The sequence below is a fragment of the Gryllotalpicola ginsengisoli DSM 22003 genome (assembly GCF_000419445.1).
GTDB lineage: Bacteria > Actinomycetota > Actinomycetes > Actinomycetales > Microbacteriaceae > Gryllotalpicola > Gryllotalpicola ginsengisoli.
The window spans coordinates 253,027-271,109 of sequence record NZ_AULK01000003.1; the positions used below are offsets into that span (position 1 = coordinate 253,027).

An 18,083-nucleotide genomic window follows, 5' to 3' on the forward strand; every position below is an offset into this window, starting at 1 on the left:
AGCGTACGGCATCCGCGCACGGCGGTGTGCAACATCAAGGCGGCGTGTGACGATGCGGCGAATCCCCGGCATGGCCCTGCCACGGCGGCGCGTGCGCAATAGCATGGCGAGCATGACGGACGAGTACCACGAAGACGAGCCGCGCGAGCGGGAAGAGTCGACGGAGGAGTCCGACGAGGGCATCGAGGGGCGCGTCGCCGCGGATGCCGCCGCCGCTCTCGACTCCGAGACCGCGGGCAAGATGGCGGCCACGGCCCCGCCTACCGCTCCTCCCGCCGCCCCGCCCACGGAAGCGATCATCCTGAAGAGCTCGGACTGAAGAGCTCGGACTAGAAATCCGCCGGCGACGCCCCGGTGTTGCCGGTGATCAGGTGCGACGCCGCGCGGGCACGCCGGGATTCACCGGCGACCAGTCGGAGCGGTGCCTGCCCACGACCCAGCTCACCTCGGGTCTGCCGCCCACCATGCGCAGGCGCCATGGCCCGGCGTCGATCTCATGGTGATGGAACCAGCACAGCAGCACGCCGTTGTCGAGATCGGTACGCCCGCCGTCTTTGTGGGCGATCACGTGGTGGGCTTCGCAGAGATAGGCGGGAGTGCTGCAGCCGGGGATGACGCAGCGCGGCCCGTCTCGCAGCGCCATTGCGCGACGCTGCCGCCGGCTGAAGGCGCGCCGGGTGCGCCCGAGCCGCAAGAAGGCGCCGGACTCGTCGAAGACGACCTCTTGCACTCCCCCGGTGCACGCGGCCTGGTCGACGAGCGCGATGCCGACCGGCTCCGCCGCGCCGGCGAGGTAGCCCAAGCCCGCCCCCTCGGCGAGCTCCGCCTCGGTCGTCGACACCCAGACCACCGGGTGGTCGCCCGCGATGTCCGGAGCCTCGTCGCTGCGGGCGTAGTGGCTGAAGATCGCGTGCAGCAGGTCGGCGCGCTTCTGCCCGGCCGTGCGGGGATCGCGCGGGCGATCGGATGCCGCGGCGTCGGCGCCCGCGTCCGCAGCAACGGCTGCATCCGCGTCGGCGCCCGCGCCGCCAACAGCGGCATCATCCGCCTCCGCCAGGGCGAAGGCCGGCCGTACCCGCGGATTCAGGTGCGCGTCGAACACGGCGCGCAGAGTGGCGGCCTGAACGGTGGGCAACAGCCCCGAGACCTTCACCAGCCCGTCGACGTCTTTGCCGAGGGTGAAGAACCGCTTGGCCATCGCCGCGTCCTCCACCGGTTCGCGCCCGTCGGGATCCAGCACGGCGGCCCAGACGACGGCCTGCTCGCGCACCAGATCCGCCGGCAGCGTCGTGGCCGACTCGACGAGGTTCGACTCCGCGGCCGCGGCCAACTGCGGATCGGCCACGTGCAGCGTCTTCGCGATCGGATCGAGGATCGCCTCGGCGGCCTCCCGACCGACCCGGCCGCACGCGACGGCCTCGGCCAGCACCGGGAACCGGCACAACGCGAGGGCGTCTCTGACCCGCCGCCGCGCCTCCCCGGCGCTCATCAGCCCCACCGTCGCGAGGGCCTGCGCCGGCGTGCGCTGGCCCAGCCGGTGCGCGAACGACTCCTCGCCGTCAGAACACGGATGCGACCGCGCGTCGTACTCCTTCGCCACCGCCAGCTGCAGCGCCGCGAGGTGCCGGCCGGCGGCCTCGAGCGCCTCGGTGTACTCGATCAACTGCTGATCCGACAATGCGGGAACGTCGCCCGGGCCGAGCGCGGCGGCACGGGCGAACGCATCCCGCGCTTCCTGATCCCGCTGCGCCATGACGCCCCCCATCGAAAGTGTCATCGATTTTCCGACGCGAGCAACGCTACTCGGCACCCCCGACATTGAGCGGGGAAAAGCTGCGATCTGTGGAAAAGACGTTCGAAGGTCAAGAGCTCAAGCGTGCGAGACGCGGATGCGCGAAGCATCCGCTCACTCACCCGAAAGCGGCCATCCGCTCACTCACCCGTTCGCTCCGCACCGTCCGCCCCGGCTTGGATGTGGTGCCGGATCACCTCGGTCACGACGAAGTTGAACCACTTCTCGGCGAACTCCGGGTCGAGGTTGCTCTCGGCCGCGAGCTCTCGCAGCCGGGCGATCTGGGTTCGCTCGCGCTCGGGATCGGCCGCGGGCAAGCCGTGCGCCGCCTTGAGCTCGCCGACCGTCTGCGTGAACTTGAACCGCTCCGCCAGCAGGTGCACCAGCGCCGCGTCGATGTTGTCGATGCTCTGGCGGATGCTCATCAGCCGCTGCCAGGCGGCCTCGTCGCTGTCGGGAGTGCTGCGGGTCATGGCTCACACCCTACCGACGCCCGTGACCCTCAGCGCGCCGGAACCAGTGCCGGCACCAACGCCGTCGGCGCCCCGGTCGGCACGCGCTGCACGATCTCGCCCGGCATGCCGTCTCCGTCGAGGGCGAATGCGGTGATCTCGTCGCCGTGCTGGTTCGCGACGTACAGCCGCGACCCGAGCAGCAGATGATGGCGCGGCCACGCCGCCCCCGAGGGCACTTCGGCGAGCGGCGACGGGATGCCGCGCTCGCCGACCGCGAGCACCGCGATCACATCGGACTTCCGGATCGTCGCGTAGATCAGCCGGCCGTCGGGCGACACCGACACATGCGCCGCAGCCTCGCCCGGCTGCAGCGGAGCGCGGCGCAGGCGCGACGAGCCGGCGATGTCGTAGCGCCCATCGATCGCGGGCTCGAGCACGAACACCGACACCGCGTACTCGCAGTCCACGTAGAGCCGCCCGTTCGGCGCGAGCGCGACGTGCCGCGGCCCCGCGCCGAAGGGGAAGACGATCTCGTAGTCGAGCTCGAGCCCTCCGGCCCCGGCGTCGTACGTCCACACCCGCGCCAGGTCGAAGCCGAGATCGGTGGTCAGCAGCTGCCCGTTCGGCAGCAGCTGCGCGAAATGCGCACGGCTGCGGCGCGGGGCGTAGTCGGGCCGCGGCGCCGTGAGCTCGGTCTCGGGCACGCCGGCGTACGGGTCGCTCGCGGCTGCGGCATCCGATCGACCCGTGATCTCGCCCGTCTCGGGGTCGAGCGCGTAGAGGATCACCTGGCCTGAGCCCCAGCAGGCCACCACGGCGAAGCGGCCGCCGTCGTCGACGGCGACGTGACAGGCCGCGGCCCCGGCGGCGAACACCCGGCCGAGCGGCGCGAGGGCGCCGTCGTCCGCGATGCGGAAGGCGCGGAAGGTGCCGTCCTTCTCGCCGACCGCGTACAGCACGGGCAGAGACGGATGCTGCGCCACGAAGCTCGGGCTGCGCATCGGCGCCGCGAGCTTCGGCGTGCCGAGGGTGCCGTCGGGCGCGACCTCGACCGAGGCGATGCCGCGCGCGGTGCCGGCCATGTCGGAGGTGTAGCCGCCGATCCAGATGCGGGTCACCCCACCCATCAGCCCACCAGGTCGTGCCGCACGATGATGGCGTCGCGGCCGGGCCCGACGCCGATCGCCGAGATGCGCGTTCCCGACATCTGCTCCAGCGCGAGCACGTAGTCCTGCGCGTTCTTCGGCAGCTCCTCGAAGCTGCGCGCGCCGGTGATGTCCTCGCTCCAGCCTGGGAACTCCTCGTAGATCGGCTTCGCGTGGTGGAAGTCGCTCTGCGAGACCGGGACCTCGTCGAACCGTCGGCCGTCGACGTCGTAGGCGACGCACACCGGAATGCGCTCGAGCCCGGTCAGCACGTCGAGCTTGGTCAGTACGATGTCGGTCAGGCCGTTGACGCGGCTTGCGTACCGGGCGATGGGCGCGTCGTACCAGCCGGGCCGGCGGCGCCGGCCGGTCGTGGTGCCGAACTCGCCGCCGTGCTCGACGAGGAAGTCGCCCCACTCGTCGAACAGCTCGGTCGGGAACGGGCCCGCGCCGACGCGGGTGATGTACGCCTTCGCGATGCCGATCACGCGATCGATGCGGGTCGGGCCGACGCCCGAGCCGGTCGAGGCGCCGCCGGCGGTCGCCGACGACGAGGTCACGAACGGGTAGGTGCCGTGGTCGACGTCGAGCATGGTCGCCTGGCCGCCCTCGAACAGCACGTTCTGGCCGCGCTCCAGGGCGCTGTTCAACTCGAGCGCGGTGTCGCACACCATCGGCGCGACGCGGTCGGCGTACGAGAGCAGCTCGGTGACGATCTCGTCGACCGTGATGGCGCGGCGGTTGTAGACCTTGAGCAGCAGCTGGTTCTTCTGGAACAGCGCGCCCTCGACCTTCTGCCGAAGGATCGACTCATCGAACAGGTCTTGAATACGGATGCCGACGCGATTGATCTTGTCGGCGTACGCCGGCCCGATGCCGCGCCCCGTGGTGCCGATCTGCCGCTTGCCGAGGAACCGCTCGGTGACCTTGTCGATGGTGCGGTGGTAGGGCGCGATGATGTGCGCGTTGGCGGAGATCTTGAGCTTCGAGATGTCGACGCCGCGGGCGCTCAGCGCGTCGAGCTCTTCGAACAGCACCTCGAGGTCGATGACGACGCCGTTGCCGATGACCGGCACGACGCCCTCGGTCAGGATGCCCGACGGCAGCAGGTGCAGCGCATACTTCTCGTCGCCGATCACCACGGTGTGACCGGCGTTGTTGCCGCCGTTGAACTTGACGACGTAGTCGATGCGGCTTCCGAGCAGGTCGGTGGCCTTGCCCTTGCCCTCGTCGCCCCACTGGGCGCCGACGATGACGATTCCCGGCACGTGGTCCTCCTCACAGCTGGGTGGTGGACCGCGATCGCGCGTCCACCCCATCCTATCGAACCGTCGTGTCGGCTCTCGGGAGTCGCTGGGCGCGGTGCCGCTACTCCGAGATGCCTACTCCGAAATGCCCTGCGCGGCGCGACCCGGGCGCGCACCCTCGGGCGCCGCGTAGTACGCGCCCTCGGTGTACCCGACGACCGGGCCGAAGTGCTCGGCGAGGGTCGCGCGGTGCGCGGCCCGCAGCTCCTCCACCCCGACGGTGAACAGGCCCTGCACCTCGAGCACGGGCACCTCTCCGGAGACCGCGTCGGTCACGCCGATGCGGGCGACCGGGTATCCCCGCCCCTCGCACAGGCCCCGAAATTGCACGTCGTCCTCGCGCGCGACCGAGACGAGCACGCGGCCGGTCGACTCGCTGAACAGGGCGGTCGCCGCGTCGATGCCGTCGCGCTCGAGCAGCTCGTCGAGGAACACTCGGGCGCCGACGCCGAAGCGCAGCACCGACTCGGCCAGCGCCTGCGCGAGGCCGCCGTCGGAGAGGTCGTGCGCCGAGGTGATCAGCCCCTCGAGCGCCGCCGCGTGCAGCAGCCCGGCCAGCCGCTTCTCGCCCTCGAGCGAGACGGCCGGCGGGCGGCCGCCGAGGTGGCCGTGCACGGTGCCGGCCCACGCCGAGCCGTCGAGCTCGAGCGCGGTGGTGCCGAGCAGGTAGACGTTCTCCCCCGGGTCCTGCCACCCAGAGGGGATGCGCCGGGCGACGTCGTCGATGATGCCGAGCACACCGACGACCGGAGTCGGGAAGATCGGGGTGGACCCGGTCTGGTTGTAGAAGGAGACGTTGCCCCCGGTGACGGGGATCTCCAGCTCGAGGCATCCGTCTGACAGGCCCTCGACGGCCTGGGCGAACTGCCACATCACCTCGGGATTCTCCGGCGAGCCGAAGTTGAGGCAGTCGGTGACCGCGACCGGCACGGCGCCCGAGACGGCGACGTTGCGGTAGGCCTCGGCGAGCGCCAGCTTCGCGCCCTGCTCGGGGTCGAGCTGGCAGTAGCGGCCGTTCGCGTCGGTGGCGATCGCGAAGCCGAGGCCGGAGCGCTCGTCCACGCGGATCATGCCGGCGTCGTCGGGGAACGCGAGCGCCGTGTTGCCGCCCACGTAGTAGTCGTACTGGTTCGTCACCCAGCTCTTGTCGGCGAGGTTGGGCGAGCCCACCAGCGCCAGGAACTGCTCGCGCAGCTGCGCCTTTCCTTCGTCGACGGATGCGTCGGGCCGGGGCAGTTCGGAGGCGGAATCCGCCTGCAGCGCATCGAGCCAGCCAGGTCGGGCCACGGGGCGGTCGTACACGGGCGAGTCGACGGCGACGGTGCGCGGGTCGACGTTGACGATCTCCTCGCCGTGCCACTGGATGACCAGGCGCCCGGTGTCGGTGACCTCGCCGAGCACGCTGAACTCGACGTCCCACTTGCCGAGCACGGCCCGGAACTCGTCGAGCTTGTCGGGGCGCACGACGGCCATCATCCGCTCCTGCGACTCGCTCATCAGGATCTCTTCGGCGGTCAGGGAGGGGTCGCGCAGCAGCACCGAGTCGAGCTCGATGAACATGCCGCCGTCGCCGTTGCTGGCCAGCTCGCTCGTGGCGCACGAGATGCCGGCCGCGCCGAGGTCCTGGATGCCGTCGACCAGCTTCTTCTCGAACAGCTCGAGGCAGCACTCGATGAGCACCTTCTCGGCGAACGGGTCGCCCACCTGCACGGCGGGGCGCTTGGTGGGGCCGGTGGCTGAGAAGGTGTCGGAGGCGAGGATCGAGGCGCCGCCGATGCCGTCGCCGCCGGTGCGGGCGCCGAACAGGACCACCTTGTTGCCGACGCCCTCGGCGTTGGCGAGGTGAAGGTCTTCGTGGCGCAGCACGCCGACGCTCAGCGCGTTGACGAGCGGGTTGCCCTGGTACACCGGGTCGAAGTACGTCTCGCCGCCGATGTTCGGCAGCCCGAGGCAGTTGCCGTAGAAGGAGATGCCGGAGACGACGCCGTGCACGACGCGGGCGGTGTCGGGGTCGTCGATCTTGCCGAAACGCAGCTGGTCCATGACGGCGACCGGGCGCGCGCCCATGGAGATAATGTCGCGCACGATGCCGCCGACGCCGGTCGCGGCGCCCTGGAACGGCTCGATATACGACGGATGGTTGTGGCTCTCGACCTTGAAGGTGACGGCCCAGCCCTCGCCGATGTCGACGACGCCCGCGTTCTGGCCCATGCCGACCATCAGCTTCTCGCGCATCTTGTCGGTGACCTTCTGCCCGAAGATGCGCAGGTACTTCTTGCTCGACTTGTAGGAGCAGTGCTCCGACCACATCACCGAGTACATGGCGAGCTCGGCGCTGGTCGGGCGGCGGCCGAGGATCTGCTTGATCTGCGCGTACTCGTCGGCCTTGAGGCCGAGCGCCTCGAACGGCTGCTCCTTCTCGGGAGTCGCGGCGGCCTGGGCGGTGGTGTCGAGAGCCGCGGTGGGAACGGCGATCTCGCTGGCGTCGGTCACGGCAGCGATTCTACCGGGGACACCGCCGCCTCTTGCCTCGGCCCCGTGGCCGGCTGCTCACGCCCCTCGATGGGGTGCTCGACGCGGGTTGCGCCGTCCGGCTAGGTTGAGGGCACTTCATGCAGGAGCGAGGGAGCATCGTGAATTCGTGGTTCTTCTCCCTTGGCGCGATCTTCGCGATCGTGCTCTATCTGCTGCTCTTCGCCTTCATCGCCTGGGGCCTCTATGCCGTCATCAGAGGCGCGGTGCGCACGGCGCTCGACGACCACTACCGCAAGGTGCAGTGGTACGAGGAGACGGGCCTGTGGTACAGCGGCCGTCCGCCGAAGGGCCTCCCAGGCGCGACCCAGCTGAACCGCGACGAGCGGAAGAACCTGCCCAAGACGGCCAAACCCGAAAAGGGCGCGTAGCGCGAGCGGACGCTGGCGCGCGTCGCCGACGTGCCCCGATCCGAGCGCAGGGGCGCTGCGGGTTGCTCCGCTCCGACGCGAGAATCCCAAGACGCAGGATGCGGAGGACGTTTTCGGTAGAAGTTCCTCCATAGCGTGAGTCTTGGGCGATTCGGTGCGGGAGGCGTTTCGCGAGCGGCACCGTTCGTCGCGAAGGGCACTCCGAAACCGCGCGGACGGGGTGCCGCCGGGCGCGAAGCGTGCCCTTCGCGAAACGGTCGCGTCGGGCGGCCCTTCGAGACGCGGCCCGGTGGGCCGCTCGTCAGGGACCGCCCTTCGAGACGCGGCCTGCGGTCGCTCCTCAGGGACCGCCCTTCGAGACGCGGCCCGGTGGGCCGCTCCGCAGGGACCGCCCTTCGAGACGCGGCCCGGTGGGCCGCTCCTCAGGGGCCGGCCCTTCGAGACGCGGCCTGCGGCCGCTCCTCAGGGACCCCGACCGCTACCCCAGCCGGTACGCCCGGTTCTTCGACTGCGGGGGCGCCGTCGGGATGAGCGCGCGCTGGTCGACGAGCACGCGCAGCCGCTGGCGCACCACGTTCACGGTCGAGCCGGCCCGTTCCGCGATGTCCTGCACGGCGAGCTCCCCGGCCTCGCGCACGGCGGCGATGATCCGCTCGTCGAGCGCACCCCGCACCGCGGGCTCCCGCGGCGGCGAGGAGAACACCCCCGGCGCGAGCTCGCGGATCTCCTCGTGCTGCAGGCGCGGCCCCCTTCGGTAGGCCTCGCCGGGCCGCGGCGGATACCTGAGCCATCCGTCGTCGACGAGCGAGCGCAGCACGTCCTGCGCGTCATGCGAGTCGATGCCGAGCAGCGCGCGCAGCAGCTGATCCTCGACGTCGAGGTCGCGGTGCACGAGCGCGAGCGCGCGCTGCTGGTCGGGCTCGAGCCCGTCGGCGCCGATCTCGGCGAGCCATTCGCTGACGTCGGGCGAGAGCAGCCCGTGCCGCTCCAGCACGACCGTCATGGCGGTGAGCGTCGCGTCGAAGCGCGGCGCGGCGAGCCCGGCGCGGCCGAGCGACCCGGTCATGCGGGGGATGCCGCTGCCGGCGTTCTCCGACACGGTGTCGGAGCCGTGCGGCATCGGCACATCCGTCAGCAGCGCCGCGAGCCGGGCGTTGCGCGAGCGCGAGTTGCCGTCGAACAGCTCGGTCACGCGCCGGCCGCCCCAGATGCCGCCCGGATTGTGGATCTCGAGCCGGTCGGGGTACAGCTCGACGCGCACCTGGTCGCCCTGCGCGAGCGGGCTGTAGTCGCGGTGCGTCAGCGCGTTCACGACCGCTTCGCGGATCGCGTCGACGGGGATCTCCGGCTCGTCGTACGCGCCCGCCCCGCGCGAGATGCGCCGGTGCTGCAGATTGCCGAGCACGGCCCGCACGGTGTCGTCGACGATGACGGGGATCGGCCCCTCGAGGGTGCGCCGGTCGAGCATCCGCACGTCGCCCGCGACCGCGTCCTTCGTGAGCCCCGGGTACGACGCGAAGGTGACCATGAGCTGCGGGAAGAACTGCTGCGGGTACCGGCCGAGCGCGAGCAGGCCGGCGAGCGTCGGCGTGCGCCGGTCGGAGCTGAGCACCTTGAGCCGGGCGAGCACATCGGCCTGCGAGCTCAGCCCGTCGACCGAGCGCGGGCGCACCCGGCGCAGCCGGTCCACGAAGCGCTCGACGAGGGCCGGGTCGAGGTCGTCGACGGATGCCTCGGGCACCGGCTCCACGTCGGTCGTCGGCTGCGTCGCATCCGTTCTCAGCAGGAAGACGCCGTACCGCCCCATCACGCGGTCGCCGTCGGCCACCCGCTGGTAGCTGCCGTTCTCGATGCCCTGCGTGGTGACGTAGCAGGGGCGCGCGTCGGCGGGCAGCTCTTCGACGTCGACGACGACCACGGGCGCGCCGTCGACCTCGGCGATGTCGATCACGCCGCTCGGGGTTGGGGTGAGCGGGCCGGGGATGTCGCGCGCCGAGCGCGGCCGGAACGCCTCGGCGACCGCGTCGCGCACCCGCGGGGCATCGAAGCCGGGCGCCGGGGCGAAGCCGTTCGTCTCGTCGAGGCCGAGGATGACGAGCCCGCCGTCGCGGTTGCTGAACGAGCTGATGGTCGGCCAGAGGCCGCGCGGCACGCCGCCGACGGCCGCCTTCACCTCCACCTGCGTGAGGTCGGTGCCGGTGCGGCGCAGCCGCGCGACGACCTCGTCGAGCGGGCCCTGACTCGTCTCCATCGGATGCTCCCGGTTCAGTGATCCGTGACTTCTGATCCGTCACGTCGGTTCAGTGAAGTTCAGTGACGGTCAGTGAAGGTCAGTGACGTCTGGCGAGCTTCAGTGACGATCACTGATGCCCATCACTGAAGTTCACTGACGAGCATCACTGAACTTCAGTGATCGCGCGGGAGGCACGCGGCGCCCCTGCGAGAATGGACTGTGCCTGATCTCGGACTGCTGCTCGACGTCGACGGACCCATCGCGAGCCCCGTCACCCGCACCATCGCCATCCGCTCCATCGCCGACGACCTGGTCACCCTGGCCGCGGCGGGCGTGCCGATCGCGTTCATCACCGGCCGCAGCGACCGGTTCATCGACGAGCAGGTGGTGCGGCCGCTGCTGCAGCGCGGGCTCGCCGAGGCGCTCGGCGCTCCGGGGGCGCGGATGTTCGGGGTGTTCGAGAAGGGCGGAGCCTGGGCGGCGATCGGGCCGACGGGCCTCGCATCCGTCACCGTCGACCGCAGCGTCGCCCCGTCGGCCGTGCTCGCCGCCGACATCCGCTCCCTCGTCGAGGAGCGCTTCCGGGACACGATGTTCTTCGACGAGACGAAGCGGGCCATGATCTCGGTCGAGCAGCGCCGCGACGTCGAGTCGTCGATCTACCTGAAGGCGCAGGCGCACTTCGACCACGCGGCCTTCGACGTGCTGGTCGACCACGGCGTCGGCGTGCACCACCGCGACCGCGTCGCCCCCGACGTGAACGGCGAAGTGACCTTCCGCCTCGACTCCACGATCATCTCCACCGACATCGAGTCGGTGCTGCTCGACAAGGATCGCGGCGCGCAGCGCGCCCTCGAGCACTTCGCGGCGCTCGGCGAGCTGCCGCGGCGCTGGCGCTCTGTGGGCGACTCGCGCAGCGACTACAAGATGGCCGACTTCCTGCACGAGGCCGGGTTCGAGACGGCGCACGTCGACGTGCGGCCATCGGATGGCGTGCTCGAGAAGCCCTACCCCGTGGTCGCTGACCACGGCGCGCTGCACGACGAGGCCGGGGCGCTGTTCCTGCGGCACTGGGTGCGCGAGCTCGACCTCGCCTGACCCGCCGCCGCCGGTCGACTCGCGCGCAGCGCGAATGGAGACCGCGGGGCCCTAAACCGCCTGCAGCGCCTCGATCGCGGCCGTGAACAGCTTCAGCCCGTCGGTGCCGGAGCGCATGGCCACCGAGGTGTCGGGGCCGAACCCCGGCTCGACGGCGTGCTCGGGGTGCGGCATCAGGCCGACCACGTTGCGGCCGGCGTTCGTGATGCCCGCGATGTCGTTCAGCGAGCCGTTCGGGTTGACGTGCCGGTAGCGGAACACGACGCGGCCCTCGCCCTCGAGCTCGGCCAGCGTCTCCGCATCCGCGATGTAGCCGCCCTCGCCGTTCTTCAGCGGGATGACGATGTCCTGCCCCTGCTCGAACTGGTGCGTCCACGCGGTGTCGGTGCACTCGACCTTGAGCACCTGGTCGCGGCGGATGAACGTGCCGTGGTCGTTGCGGATGAGCCCGCCGGGCAGCAGGTGCGCCTCGACGAGCACCTGGAAGCCGTTGCAGATGCCGAGCACGGGCATGCCGGCGTTCGCCGCCGCCACGACCTCGGTCATGATGGGCGAGATCGAGGCGATCGCGCCCGCGCGCAGGTAGTCGCCGTACGAGAAGCCGCCCGGAAGGACCAGCGCGTCGACGCCCTGCAGGTCGTGGTCGCCGTGCCAGAGCGCAACGGGCTCTGCGCCGGCGAGACGGATGGCGCGGTGGGCGTCGCGCTCGTCGAGGGAGCCCGGGAAGGTGACGACGCCGATCTTGGTCACGCTCACACCTCCTGCCGCGCGGCGGGCTCGAGCACCCGCACGCCGACGACGTCTTCGATGACGCCGTTGGACAGCACGTGCTCGGCGATCTCGCGCACCTCATCGAGCAGCTCCTGCGTCACGACGCCGGGCACCGTGAGTTCGAACCGCTTGCCCTGGCGCACCTGGAACTCGCCGCGGCCGGTGCGGGCCAGGGCGCCCGCGATGGCCTTGCCCTGCGGGTCGAGCAGTTCGGCCTTGGGCATGACTTCGACGACGATCGTGGGCACGTGGTTCTCCGTCCGGTGCTCGCTAGGGGGACTGCCGCCGATTCTACCGGGCGTCATCACCGGTTCATGCGGCGTTGTTTTGACACCAAATATTCCGCCCGGAATAATCGACGGGGAACGGGTTGGAACGGAGGTGGCGGCTCGCGATGACTCCCCTGGCGATTTCGGCGCTCGCGCTGCTGAGCGAGCATCCGATGCATCCGTACGAGATGTATCAGACGCTCATCCAGCGGCACGAGGACCGCATCGTCAAGGTGCGCCCGGGCTCGCTCTACCACACCATCAACAAGCTCGCCGAGCTCGGGCTGGTGCGCGTCACTGGCACCGAGCGCGAGGGCAACCGCCCCGAGCGCACCACCTACGAGATCACCGAGAAGGGTCAGCTCGCCCTCGCCGAGCGGATCGCCGAGACCATCGGCGAGCCGGTCTACGAGTTCCCGAGCTTCCCCGTTGCCATCGGGGAGGCGCACAACCTGCCGCGGCATACCGTCATCGACCTGGTGCGGCGCAGACTGAAGGCGCTCGACCTGCAACGCGCCGAGCTCGACGACGCACTCGCCGAGCTCGGCCGCAAGGAACTGCCCCGCCGGTACTGGCTCGATGTGAGCTACCTCGAGGCCGTGCAGGGCGCCGAGCGTGCCTGGCTCCAGGGATTGCTCGCCGACCTGGAGTCGGGCGAACTCGACTGGGGCGACGGTGGCAGCGACCCCGCGCCCTCAGCCCCGACTTCCAACGCACAGCCTTCCCGGGCACAGCCTTCCCGGGCACAGCCTTCCCGGGCACAGACTTCCCACCAGTAGAAAGAGACCTCAACGATGGACAACAAGGAGATCCGCCCCTGGCCGGCGCTGTGGGCGCTGGTCATCGGCTTCTTCATGATCCTGATCGACACGACCATCGTGTCGGTCGCCAACCCCTCCATCCAGGAGGGCTTGGACACCTCGACCGACAACGTGATCTGGGTCACGAGTGCGTACCTGCTCACCTACGCGGTGCCGCTGCTCGTCACCGGCCGCCTCGGCGACCGCTTCGGCCCGAAGCGCATCTACCTGATCGGCCTCACGGTCTTCACGCTCGCCTCGCTGTGGTGCGGCCTGGCCGACGCCCTGCCCGGCAGCGGCATCGCCAACCTGATCGTCGCCCGCGCGGTGCAGGGGCTCGGCGCGGCGCTGATGACGCCGCAGACGATGGCGGTCATCACCCGCATCTTCCCGCCGCACAAGCGCGGCTCCGCCATGGCTCTGTGGGGCGCCACGGCCGGCGTGGCCACGCTCGTCGGCCCGATCCTCGGCGGCGTGCTCGTGGACGGCCTCGGCTGGGAGTGGATCTTCTTCGTCAACGTGCCGATCGGCATCGTGGCCTTCATCCTCGCCACGGCGCTCGTCCCGACCCTCCCGACGCACACCCACAGCTTCGACTGGCTCGGCGTCGGGCTGTCCGCGCTCGGCATGTTCCTGCTGGTCTTCGGGCTGCAGGAGGGCAACACCTATGACTGGAACGGATGGGTGTGGGCATCCGTCATCGGCGGCGTCGTCGTGCTGGCGTTGTTCGTGCTGTGGCAGCGCGTCAACCGGAAGGAGCCGCTGCTGCCGCTCGGCCTGTTCTCCGACCGCAACTTCTCGCTGGCGAACACCGCCATCTCGGCCGTCGGGTTCTCGATCACGGCGATGTTCATCCCGCTGATCTACTTCTTCCAGGCCGTGCGCGGCATGACGCCGACCGAGTCCGCGCTGATGAGCGCGCCCATCGCGGTGTTCTCGCTCGTGCTGGCGCCGATCGCCGGACGCCTCGCCGACCGGGTGCACCCGCGCATCCTGGCGCTGCCCGGCGTGCTGCTGGTGTCGGCCGCGATGTGGCTGTACGTCGTGATGCTCTCGCCGCCCATCGCCTGGGGCTGGCTGCTCGTGCCCGCGGGCGTGCTCGGCCTCGGCAGCGCGTTCATGTGGGGCCCGATCGCCTCCACCGCCAACCGGAACCTGCCGCCGCGGCAGGCCGGCGCCGGCTCGGGCGTCTTCAACACCACCCGCCAGGTCGGCGCCGTGGTCGGGTCGGCGGCGCTCGCCGCGCTGATGACCGGCCGCATCACGTCCGACCTGACCAGTGCGCTCCCCGCCGGCACGAAGCTGTCGGGCGGCGAGGCGGCGCTCGGCTCGAGCGCGCTGCCGGACATGCTCAAGGCGCCGTTCACGGATGCGATGAGCGAGACGATGATCCTGCCCGCCGTGGTGGTCCTGGTCGCCGCCGTCGCCGTGGCGTTCTTCGTCAAGCCGCACTTCATGCGCGAGGGCGAGGTTGAGGGCGGTGGCGCCGACGCGGGTGAGGCGCCCGCCGGCGCTCCAACCACAGCGCCGACGCCGGCGGCCGAGTAGCCCCGCGCGTCAGCACGCCGGGTCGTCAGCTCGTCAGGCGGCCGATCAGCTCCCGGTAGCGGTCGGCCGTCTGCGCGACGATCACGGCGGGCAGTTCCGGCGGAGTGCCCTGTCGGTCCCAGTTGGCGGCCAGCCAGTCGCGCACGATCTGCTTGTCGAAGCTCGCCATGCGCTCCTCGGGCGTCGCCCCGGAGCGCCAGGCGGCCAGATCCCAGTAGCGGGACGAGTCCGAGGTCAGCACTTCGTCAGCCAGCCGGATCCGGCCCGTCGCGCGGTCGGCGCCGAACTCGAACTTGGTGTCGGCGAGCACGAGCCCCTTCGACTCGGCGATCCCGGCCGCCGTCTCGTATATCTTCAGCGACAGCGAGCGCAGCGCCTCCGCGGCATCCGCCCCCACCAGTTCGACCATGCGCTCGAAGGTGATGTTCTCGTCGTGCGCGCCCTGCGGCGCCTTCCACGCGGGGGTGAAGATCGGCTCGGGCAGCCGGTCGCCGTTGCGCAGGCCCTCGGGAAGCGGGATGCCCGTGACCGACCGCGTCTGCTGGTACTCGGCCCAGCCGCTGCCGGTGAGATACCCGCGCACGACGCACTCGACCGGGAACATGTCGAGCGGCTCGACGATCATGGCTCGATCGGCGACGGATGCCGGCAGCCGGTCGGCCCCGCCGGGTGCCAGGTGGTTCGGCACGTCGGCGAGCTGCGCGAACCACCAGTTCGAGAGCGTGGTCAGCAGCGCGCCCTTGCCCGGGATGCCGGGCGAGAGCACATGGTCGAAAGCGCTCACCCGGTCGCTGGCCACGACCAGCAGTTCGCTCGCCGTCTCGAGGCTCTGCCCGGCCGGCACGTACAGGTCGCGCACCTTGCCCGAGTACGCGTGGTGCCAGCCGTCCAGATCCGTCGCAGTCACACTGGCATGCTACCGACGGGCCGGGCAGAGCCCGGCCGGCGGGAACCGTCCGGCAGAGACCGGCTAATATGTCGCGAGAGACAACAAAGAAGTTGAAGGAGGGCGACCGTGGGCGAGGCCAACTGGTCGGGCAACTACGAATACCGTGCGAGCCGCATCGTGCGGCCGGGATCGCCGGACGAGATCGCCGAACTCGTGACCGCGGCGACGGATGCTGCGCCCGTGCGCGCGCTCGGAACGCGGCACACCTTCAACGACCTCGCCGACCCGATGGCGACCGGAACCCTGATCTCGACCGCGGGTCTGCCCGCGAAGGCCGAGGTGGACGAGGAGCGGCGCGTCGTCGCCGTCTCCTCGGGGCTGCGCTACGGCGACCTCGCGCTCGAACTGCAACGCCAGGGCTGGGCCCTCGCCAACCTGGCGTCGCTGCCGCACATCTCCGTCGCGGGAGCGGTGGCGACCGCCACCCACGGCTCCGGCTCGCGCAATCGCAACCTGGCCGCCGCCGTCGCGGCGGTGACCTTCGTCTCCGGCACCGGCGAGCTCGTCGCCCTGCGCCGCGGCGACGAGGGCTTCGACGGAGCCGTCGTCTCGCTCGGGGCGCTCGGCATCGTCACCGAGCTCGAGCTCGACGTCGAGCCCGCCTACGAGATCGCGCAGAGCGTCTACCTCGGCGTGCCGTACGAGCACATCGACGAGTTCCTCGACGGCGCGTACAGCGTGAGCGTGTTCACGGACTGGACCGCCGACGCGATCAACCACGGCTGGGTGAAGGCGCGCACGGATGCCGCATCCGATCGCCTCGAACTGTTCGGCGCCACGCCCGCGTTGCACAAGATGCACCCCATCCCGTCGGTCGACGCCGCGGCGACGACCGAGCAGTTCGGCGTGCCGGGCGCGTGGCACGAGCGGCTGCCGCACTTCCGGCTCGACTTCCAGCCGAGCGCGGGCGACGAGATCCAGGCCGAGTTCCTCGTGCCGCGTCGGCACGCGGCCGCCGCGATCGAGGGCGTGCGGGGGATCGGCGAGAGGATCGCGCCGATCCTGTTCACGAGCGAGCTGCGCGCGGTCGCCGCCGACGGCTTGTGGCTGTCGACCGCGTTCTCGGCCGGCGACGACGACTGGGCGGACGGCGCCGTCGCCTTCCACTTCACCTTCATGCGCGACCAGCAGGCGGTGGAGGCCGCGGCGGCCGCGCTCGAGGGCGTGCTCGCGCCGTTCGGCGCCCGCCCGCACTGGGGCAAGGTGTTCACCGACGCCGCCCGCGTGCCCGGCCTGTACCCGCGGTTCGCGGACTTCCGCGCCCTGGTCGGCCGGTACGACCCGAACCGGGTCTTCCGCAACCCCTACACGGCAGCGCTGGGCCTGTAGCGACTGCGCCGGTGGCGGCTGCGCCTGTGGCGGCCGCGCCTGGAGCGGCTGCGCCTGTGGCGGCGGCCCGCCGCACGTGCGCTACTCGGATCCGCTCTCCGCGCCCCGGATCCGAGGGGCGCACTGCGGATGCGAGTAGCGCAAGCGCCGGACGTGACCGGTTGCGCAGCTAACGAGCGACGCGCGCGGCGATGTCGGTGCGGTACTGGCCGCCCTCGAGGTGGATCTTCCCGATCGCGTCGTAGGCCCGCTCGCGCGCCTCGGCGAAGTCGGAGCCGAGCGCGACGACGCTGAGCACGCGGCCGCCGGTGGCGATCAGCGACTCGGCGGTCCAGCTGCCGTGCAGTCCGTCGTCGGGCAGCGTGCCCACCTCGGTCGCGGCGTGGTCGACCCACACGCCGGGCACGGCCTCGGCGGCGTCGAGGCCGGCGAGAGGCCGCCCCGTGATCGGCTTCTCCGGGTACCCCTCGCTGGCGAGCACCACGGTGACCGCGACCTCGGATGCGAACTCGGGCCGGGGCAGGCCGGCGAGGCCGCCCGTGGCGGCGGCGAGCATGAGGCGCGAGAGGGGCGTGGTGAGCCGGGCCAGCACGACCTGCGTCTCGGGGTCCCCGAAGCGGGCGTTGAATTCGATGACCTTCACGCCGGAAGCGGTGACGACCAGTCCGCAGTAGAGCAGGCCGATGAACGGCGTCTGCTCGGCCTCGAGCCGCCGCACCGTCGGCAGCGCGATGGTCTCGACCACCTCGTCGACGAAGGTGCCGGGAAGCCACGGCAGCGGCGAATACGCGCCCATGCCGCCCGTGTTCGGGCCCGCGTCGCCGTCGAGGAGGCGCTTGTAGTCCTGTGCGGGCGACAGCGGCAGCACCTCGTGGCCGTCGCTGAGCAGGAACAGGGAGACCTCGGGACCGTCGAGGAACTCCTCGACCAGCACCGCGCCGTGCTCCAGCCAGCGGGTGGCGTGGGCGAGCGCCGCGCCGCGGTCGGGCGTCACGAGCACTCCCTTTCCGGCCGCCAGCCCGTCGGCCTTGACCACATAGGGCGCCCCGTACTCGTCGAGCGCGGCCTCGGCCTCCGCGAGGGTGGCAGCCCGCACGGCCCGCCCGGTCGGCACGCCGGCCTCGTCCATGATCCGCTTGGCGAACGCCTTCGAGCCCTCGAGCTGTGCCGCCGCCTTGCCCGGGCCGAAGACGGCGATGCCGCGTTCGCGCAGCGGGTCGGCGACCCCGGCGATCAGCGGCGCCTCCGGACCCACGACGACGAGCTCCACCGCCCGCTCGACCGCGAAGTCGGCGACGGCGACCGGGTCGAGCGGATCGATGTCGACGACCGGGGTCTCGCGCGCGATCCCGGCGTTGCCGGGGGCCACGAAGACCTCGTGGCTCTCGTCCTCCGAGAGCAGTGACTTGACGATCGCGTGCTCGCGGGCGCCCGAACCGAGGATCAGGATTCTCACCCGGGCATCCTACCGACGCCGCGCGCGG

The 18,083-nt window shown here is 71.3% G+C and carries 16 protein-coding genes; 6 read left to right on the forward strand and 10 right to left on the reverse strand.

The features are described from left to right. The first annotated feature begins 112 nt into the window (after positions 1–112). Entirely contained in the window at positions 113–319 is a 207-nt protein-coding gene (locus H563_RS0107950; protein ID WP_155865091.1) for a hypothetical protein, read from the forward strand. 48 nt (positions 320–367) lie between these two features. Here the strand turns inward: H563_RS0107950 and H563_RS0107955 are convergent, their stop codons facing one another. From H563_RS0107955 to purL, 5 genes are all read right to left on the reverse strand, one after another. Then, positions 368–1,753, reverse strand: coding sequence for an HNH endonuclease signature motif containing protein (locus H563_RS0107955; RefSeq protein WP_022882074.1), 1,386 nt, complete (start codon positions 1,751–1,753; stop codon positions 368–370). 179 nt (positions 1,754–1,932) lie between these two features. Beyond that, positions 1,933–2,265: a chorismate mutase gene (locus H563_RS0107960; protein ID WP_022882075.1), complete on the reverse strand. Its 333-nt coding sequence runs from the start codon at positions 2,263–2,265 to the stop codon at positions 1,933–1,935. Positions 2,266–2,294: 29 nt separating this feature from the next. Beyond that, positions 2,295–3,365, reverse strand: coding sequence for a lactonase family protein (locus H563_RS0107965; RefSeq protein ID WP_022882076.1), 1,071 nt, complete (start codon positions 3,363–3,365; stop codon positions 2,295–2,297). 8 nt (positions 3,366–3,373) lie between these two features. Beyond that, entirely contained in the window at positions 3,374–4,660 is a 1,287-nt protein-coding gene (locus H563_RS0107970) for an adenylosuccinate synthase (RefSeq protein ID WP_022882077.1), read from the reverse strand. 114 nt (positions 4,661–4,774) lie between these two features. After that, positions 4,775–7,192: a phosphoribosylformylglycinamidine synthase subunit PurL gene (gene purL, locus H563_RS15660; RefSeq protein WP_022882078.1), complete on the reverse strand. Its 2,418-nt coding sequence runs from the start codon at positions 7,190–7,192 to the stop codon at positions 4,775–4,777. 140 nt (positions 7,193–7,332) lie between these two features. Between purL and H563_RS0107980 the strand changes: the two genes are divergently transcribed. Further along, positions 7,333–7,602 (forward strand): hypothetical protein, encoded by a 270-nt coding sequence (locus H563_RS0107980; protein ID WP_155865093.1) that lies wholly within the window; start codon positions 7,333–7,335, stop codon positions 7,600–7,602. A 478-nt stretch (positions 7,603–8,080) separates the two neighbouring features. Here the strand turns inward: H563_RS0107980 and H563_RS0107985 are convergent, their stop codons facing one another. Next, on the reverse strand, positions 8,081–9,853 hold the full coding sequence (locus H563_RS0107985; RefSeq protein WP_022882080.1) for an ATP-binding protein: 1,773 nt from the start codon (positions 9,851–9,853) through the stop codon (positions 8,081–8,083). A gap of 201 nt (positions 9,854–10,054) precedes the next feature. Here H563_RS0107985 and H563_RS0107990 point away from each other — a divergent pair, with 201 nt between their 5' ends. Continuing rightward, a complete protein-coding gene (locus tag H563_RS0107990; protein ID WP_022882081.1) occupies positions 10,055–10,933 on the forward strand; it encodes a hypothetical protein in 879 nt (292 codons plus the stop codon). A gap of 51 nt (positions 10,934–10,984) precedes the next feature. Here H563_RS0107990 and purQ read toward each other — a convergent pair whose 3' ends face one another. Both purQ and H563_RS0108000 read right to left on the reverse strand, forming a co-directional pair. Beyond that, complete coding sequence (purQ, locus tag H563_RS0107995; protein ID WP_027479239.1) at positions 10,985–11,683, reverse strand: phosphoribosylformylglycinamidine synthase subunit PurQ; 699 nt, start codon at positions 11,681–11,683, stop codon at positions 10,985–10,987. A gap of 2 nt (positions 11,684–11,685) precedes the next feature. Beyond that, positions 11,686–11,952, reverse strand: a complete 267-nt coding sequence (locus tag H563_RS0108000; RefSeq protein WP_022882083.1) for a phosphoribosylformylglycinamidine synthase subunit PurS — start codon at positions 11,950–11,952, stop codon at positions 11,686–11,688. Positions 11,953–12,098: 146 nt separating this feature from the next. Between H563_RS0108000 and H563_RS15665 the strand changes: the two genes are divergently transcribed. Together H563_RS15665 and H563_RS0108010 are read left to right on the forward strand one after the other, a co-directional pair. Further along, complete coding sequence (locus H563_RS15665) at positions 12,099–12,752, forward strand: PadR family transcriptional regulator (RefSeq protein WP_022882084.1); 654 nt, start codon at positions 12,099–12,101, stop codon at positions 12,750–12,752. A 15-nt stretch (positions 12,753–12,767) separates the two neighbouring features. Then, complete coding sequence (locus H563_RS0108010; RefSeq protein ID WP_022882085.1) at positions 12,768–14,321, forward strand: DHA2 family efflux MFS transporter permease subunit; 1,554 nt, start codon at positions 12,768–12,770, stop codon at positions 14,319–14,321. 25 nt (positions 14,322–14,346) lie between these two features. Here the strand turns inward: H563_RS0108010 and H563_RS0108015 are convergent, their stop codons facing one another. Further along, a complete protein-coding gene (locus H563_RS0108015; protein ID WP_022882086.1) occupies positions 14,347–15,228 on the reverse strand; it encodes a phosphoribosylaminoimidazolesuccinocarboxamide synthase in 882 nt (293 codons plus the stop codon). Positions 15,229–15,336: 108 nt separating this feature from the next. Here H563_RS0108015 and H563_RS0108020 point away from each other — a divergent pair, with 108 nt between their 5' ends. After that, positions 15,337–16,599, forward strand: coding sequence for an FAD-binding protein (locus H563_RS0108020; protein WP_022882087.1), 1,263 nt, complete (start codon positions 15,337–15,339; stop codon positions 16,597–16,599). 169 nt (positions 16,600–16,768) lie between these two features. Here H563_RS0108020 and purD read toward each other — a convergent pair whose 3' ends face one another. Beyond that, positions 16,769–18,055 carry a phosphoribosylamine--glycine ligase gene (gene purD / locus H563_RS0108025; protein ID WP_022882088.1) on the reverse strand — a complete coding sequence of 429 codons (1,287 nt, stop codon included), beginning with the start codon at positions 18,053–18,055 and terminating at the stop codon, positions 16,769–16,771. Between the last annotated feature and the right edge of the window lie 28 nt (positions 18,056–18,083).